This is a genomic window from Marinobacter sp. UBA5687 (genome assembly GCF_002420325.1).
Taxonomy (GTDB): domain Bacteria; phylum Pseudomonadota; class Gammaproteobacteria; order Pseudomonadales; family Oleiphilaceae; genus Marinobacter; species Marinobacter nauticus.
Genome location: NZ_DIHV01000161.1, coordinates 7,420 through 12,467, shown reverse-complemented (window position 1 = coordinate 12,467; position 5,048 = coordinate 7,420). Strand labels below are relative to the sequence as shown.

Here is a 5,048-nt window from a genome sequence, read left to right as displayed (position 1 = left end):
GGGTCCCACCAGCGGCTGGCGAGCGCCTCGAATTTCGCAATCTCGTTCTGGTCTACGTTCTGGTTGTTCATGTTCGGGGTTACTCCGGATAATCAGCTGAGAATCTGTTTGCGCCATTCGTTCACCCGCAGAACCAGATCTGGTACGTCGATGCGGGTTAGCCTGCCATCCTGTAATTGTGGTACGCCATGAATCCAGCTGTGGCTTACTGCCCGGCCGTGGTTGCTGTAGACCAGGTGCGAAGCGGGATCGTAGACAGGCTGCAGATAGGGGTCGCTCAAGTCGACGGCGATCAGATCTGCCAGTTTGCCCGCCACCAGGGAGCCGATGTCGTGGTCCCGCCCCAGGGCTCGGGCACCGCTGAGGGTCGCCATCTCCAGCGCTTTGTGAGCCGACAGGGCTGCCGCATCGTCCGCCACAGCCTTGGCTACCATTGCGGCGGTTTTCAGTTCGCCGAACAGATCCAGATCGTTGTTGCTCGCGGCCCCATCGGTACCGATGGTGACATTGATATCGTGATCCAGCAGTTTCTGCACCGGACAGAACCCGCTCGCCAGTTTCAGGTTGGACTCCGGGCAATGGACAACATGGGCGCCGGTCTTTTTCAGATGAGCCAGGTCGGATTCGTCGATCTGGGTCATGTGTACACACTGCGTATTGGCGCCGAGAACACCCAGGTCTGCCATACGCGCCAGTGGTCGCTGCCCGCTGGCTTTTACCGCTTCCGCTACTTCAAAGGCGGTTTCGTGCAAATGCAGTTGAATGGCGGCACCGGTTTGCTGCGCTAATTCCACGGCGGCACCCAGAGGACCGTCGGAAACGGTGTAAGGGGCGTGGGGCCCAATGGCAGGCATGATGTAGTCATCCCGCTGCCATTGTTCAATAAGGTCCGCACCTTTGCGCAGGTATTCTTCTGGCCCTGAACCCCATACCGTTGGCATATCCATCAGAGGAAAGCAGATCTGTGCACGCATGCCGGTGTCGTGGGCTGCCTGGGCAGTCACTTCCGGGAAGAAGTACATATCCGAAAACGTGGTGGTGCCGGTGCGGAGCATCTCTGCCATGGCCAGGCGCGTGCCGTCTGCCACGAACTGCTCGCTGACAAACTTGCTCTCTGCAGGCCAGATATGATCATTCAGCCAGGTCATCAACGGCAGGTCGTCAGCCAGGCCCCGGAACAGGGACATGGCGGTGTGGCCGTGCAGGTTGATCAGCCCGGGCAGGACAACATGCTGGTTCAGGTCGAGGGTTTCCCGGGTGCGATAACTCTGGTCTGCCTCAGCCTGCGGCACGATCGCCAGAATTCGGCTGCCTTGAAGGATTACGGCCTGGTGTTCAAGGACAACCCCGAAGGGTTCGACGGGAATCAGCCAGCGGGCATTGATTCGGGTATCGGCTGCGGTGATGGTTTCTGCCGTCATTAACCTGCCTTGCGGGTTCGGGGCACCGGAGGCGCCTTGAAATTCAATGGGCAAGTATAACCAGCGCGGTCAGGCAGAACTACCCCGGTGGTGGCCGCTGTGCTGCGATTTTCCAGACATTCATCAAGCCTCTTCAAATCAGGGCAGTCAATCTGGTTTGATAGGGCTATACTCGCTGTTTTTCTTTGGTTCGGGAGTTGTTTATGGCAGGTCGATCTTCCAATCGTTCCATCGGGACGGTGGCAATGCGCTGGCACGGAGACAGGCTGGAATTGCTGGATCAACGCCTGCTCCCGGCAGAGGAGCACTGGATTGTTGCGGATGGTGCCTCGGCGGTGGCCCAGTGCATAACGGATATGGTGGTGCGTGGGGCACCGGCCATCGGCATCAGTGCTGCGTACGGGGTGGCCCTGGCAGCCCGCCACGCAGGCGGAGGCGATTGGCAGGCCGAGATCAAACAGGCTATTCGAGTGTTGGCGAAATCCCGGCCTACGGCGGTGAACCTGTTCTGGGCGCTGGAGCGCATGGAAAAGGTGTTCCACGCCTGTCATTCTCTGGACGAAGCCACTGATCGGCTGGCGGCAGAGGCTGTTCGTCTGCATGAGGATGACCTGGCGGCCAACCTGGCCATGGCGGATTATGCGCTGGAGGTGATGAATCCCGACAAGCCTGTCGCAGTGCTGACCCACTGCAACACCGGTGCACTTGCCACCGGAGGATACGGTACCGCGTTGGGGGTGATTCGCCGTTTGCACGAGGAAAAACTGTTGAAGCGGGTCTATGCCGACGAAACCCGGCCCTGGCTTCAGGGCAGCCGGCTAACCGCCTGGGAGCTGACCCGTGACCATATTCCCGTTACGCTCAATGCCGATGGCGCGGCAGCGGCCATTATGGCTTCCGGCAAGGTTAAATGGATTGTTGTGGGTGCCGACCGGATAACTGCCAACGGTGATGTGGCGAACAAGATTGGTACCTATAACCTGGCGGTCCTGGCGCGGCACCACAAGATCGGGTTTATGGTGGTGGCTCCCTCCAGCACCGTCGATATGGCGCTGGCGTCTGGCAAGGATATTCCAATCGAAGAGCGGGATGGCACCGAGGTGCGTGAAATTCGCGGGATCCCCCTGGCGCCCGCTGGCGTTCCGGTATTCAACCCGGTGTTTGACGTGACACCGGCGAGCCTAATTGATGCCATCGTGACCGAGAAAGGCGCAGTGCGTAACCCCAACATCACCGGAATGCGGGCGCTGTTTACCTGATATTCCGTTTTGCCCCGGAGCTGGTTGCCGGCTTGTCCGGCGCTGGCCCGGCGGTCTTCATGCCAGCTTTCAGTTCTGCCACTTCCTTTTCCTGCTGTTCTATAAAATGCAGTGACATTTCAAAGCTCTGGCGGGTGAATTCCAGTACTCTGCGGAAGCCTTCATCCGACAGGTTTCTGGCATCGTCGTGCCGGCGGAAGATGTTAATGAATTCCCGTTCCCGCTCGAACTGGAGCGGAATCCGGCCTATGCCCCAATCGTTGAGTATCTGCCACACCTCGGGGTTATAGTTACGGGTGGTGCGCATGATAAAGGGGATCGGATCGTTGCGGGCCACCAGGGCGGCGAGTCTCAGGATCAGCTCGAAGGAGAGGGTGGAGGTGCCATTTTCAATGGCTTCCAGCAAAGACTTGTCTTTGAGGTTCAGGGCTTCACTCATTTCCGAGAGCGTGAGGCCCGCAACTTCCCGTATGTCTTTCAGCGATTGGCCGGCTGTCAGCATGGCCCGCAACTGATCCTGAGAGTTAATCAGGGCCCGACCGACCCGCAGGGAGGTGTCGGTTGCCCGGGCGCCCAGACGAAGTGCCGAACCCGTCAGCCCGGCTATACGTTCCAGCATACCGTCTGGGGTTTTATCTTTCGGGCCAGAGGATTCCAGGCCCTCAGCTTCGTCCATGGAATACATGGCGTGCAGGGCGTCCAGTAGCATATCCCTGAACACCCGGGCACGCTGTTGGGTACTCTGACCGCTTTCCCCGGACGGCTGCCCAGCCATGATTTATGGTGCCTCAGTCTTGGCCGCAAACTGGGTGGGCATCAGAATGGACGCCATACGTTGATCCAGCTCCAGCAAGTCGGCCATGATGTGTCCGCCTTCCTGGATGACGAAATCCAGTTCTTCGTCGGTGTTGTCCAGATCTGCCGCCTGTTGATCCTGCCAGTCTTCCAGAGCTTCCAGGTCTTCAAACGGTTCTTCGCCTTTCAGTTCCCTGCGGGCATTGGCGATGGTCAGGCGGGTCTGCTCGATCTGGTTGTGCTGGTTTTTGCGCTCGTCCACGTTAAGGCTGACGTAATCCATCTGTCGCTGGCGATTAAGGAACTCGATTTCCTTCTGCAGCAGCTTGAACTCCGGGTTGGTGGCGAACCGCTCTTCGTGGCGATTCCGCAGTTCGTCAATCACGCCGGTAAAGTCGAAATAGCGGGCATGGGGAACGGCCTCAATCTGGTCCCACGGCAGGGCGTGGTCCAGAGCGTCCTCACCAATTCGGGTTTTATCGATGCGCGACGGGATTTCGATGTCTGGAATCACCCCTTTGTGCTGGGTGGAACCGCCGGAAACCCGGTAAAACTTGGACTGGGTGATTTTCAATTGACCGTGGTTCAGTGGCCGAACGGCCTGAACCGTGCCTTTGCCGAAGGTTTGGGAGCCAACCACCAGGCCTCGACCATAATCCTGGATAGCGCCGGCGAAAATTTCAGAGGCGGAGGCACTCATCCGGTTGACCAGCACCACCAGAGGGCCGTCGTAGACCACGGACGGATCCTCGTCTTCCAGTACCTGAACATCGTTGTTGGCGTTACGGATCTGGACCGTGGGGCCTTCGTCGATAAACAGGCCAACCAGGTCGTTGGCTTCGTGCAGTGCGCCACCGCCGTTATTACGAAGATCCATGACCACGCCATCCACGCCGCTGGCCTTGAGTTCCTCAATCAGTTTACGCACGTCGCGGGTGGTGCTTTTGTAATTTGGATCGCCAGCCTGCATGGCCTGGAAATCGGCGTAGAAGGTGGGGATATTGATGACTCCGATACGATAGGTCTCGCCGTTTCGGTCCAGTTCAATCACGTCTTTGCTGGCGCTTTGCTCCTCCAGCTTCACCTCGTCGCGCTTGATGGCGATGGTGCGCGTGATGGTCTCGTCGCTGGCGTTCGCCGGGATTACTTCCAGGGTTACGGTGGAATTACGGGGGCCGCGGATCAGATCCACCACCTCGTCCAGGCGCCAGCCGATCACGTTTACAGGCTTTTCATCACCCTGCGCAACCGAGACGATGCGGTCGGCTGGCTGCAGCTGACCTTGCTTGGAGGCCGGGCCACCGGGTACCAGACGCACTACCTTGGTGTACTCGTTATCGGATTGCAGTACCGCGCCGATGCCCTCCAGCGAGAGGCTCATGTTGATATTGAAGTTCTCGGAGGTNNAATCACGTCTTTGCTGGCGCTTTGTTCCTCCAGCTTCACCTCATCCCGCTTGATGGCGATGGTTCGCGTGATGGTCTCGTCACTGGCGTTGGCCGGGATCACTTCCAATGTCACGGTGGAATTGCGAGGGCCGCGGATCAGGTCCACCACCTCGTCCAGGCGCCAG

3 protein-coding genes and 2 pseudogenes are annotated in these 5,048 nt (G+C 58.8%); 1 reads left to right on the top strand and 4 read right to left on the bottom strand.

Annotation, left to right across the window (positions count from 1 at the left end):
• Nucleotides 1-71: pseudogene (locus B3Y70_RS17640) on the bottom strand (bifunctional 3-demethylubiquinol 3-O-methyltransferase/2-polyprenyl-6-hydroxyphenol methylase); the annotation flags it as partial.
• Between the two features lie 21 nt (nt 72-92).
• Complete coding sequence (locus tag B3Y70_RS17280) at nt 93-1,421, bottom strand: TRZ/ATZ family hydrolase (RefSeq protein ID WP_288590210.1); 1,329 nt, start codon at nt 1,419-1,421, stop codon at nt 93-95.
• A gap of 203 nt (nt 1,422-1,624) precedes the next feature.
• Between B3Y70_RS17280 and mtnA the strand changes: the two genes are divergently transcribed.
• Complete coding sequence (gene mtnA / locus B3Y70_RS17275; RefSeq protein ID WP_414674125.1) at nt 1,625-2,680, top strand: S-methyl-5-thioribose-1-phosphate isomerase; 1,056 nt, start codon at nt 1,625-1,627, stop codon at nt 2,678-2,680.
• Here mtnA and B3Y70_RS17270 read toward each other — a convergent pair.
• Nucleotides 2,673-3,455, bottom strand: coding sequence for a helix-turn-helix domain-containing protein (locus B3Y70_RS17270; protein ID WP_011785951.1), 783 nt, complete (start codon nt 3,453-3,455; stop codon nt 2,673-2,675). The two genes, mtnA and B3Y70_RS17270, sit on opposite strands and share 8 nt — an antisense overlap.
• 3 nt (nt 3,456-3,458) lie before the next feature.
• A pseudogene (locus tag B3Y70_RS17265) lies at nt 3,459-4,880 on the bottom strand (carboxy terminal-processing peptidase); the annotation flags it as partial.
• Nucleotides 4,881-5,048: the final 168 nt, after the last annotated feature.

Coding starts and splice junctions, on each gene's coding strand:
- B3Y70_RS17270 (WP_011785951.1), bottom strand. CDS start 3,455: ATGGCTGGGCAGCCGTCCGGGGAAAGCGGTCAGAGTACCCAACAGCGT.
- B3Y70_RS17280 (WP_288590210.1), bottom strand. CDS start 1,421: ATGACGGCAGAAACCATCACCGCAGCCGATACCCGAATCAATGCCCGC.
- mtnA (WP_414674125.1), top strand. CDS start 1,625: ATGGCAGGTCGATCTTCCAATCGTTCCATCGGGACGGTGGCAATGCGC.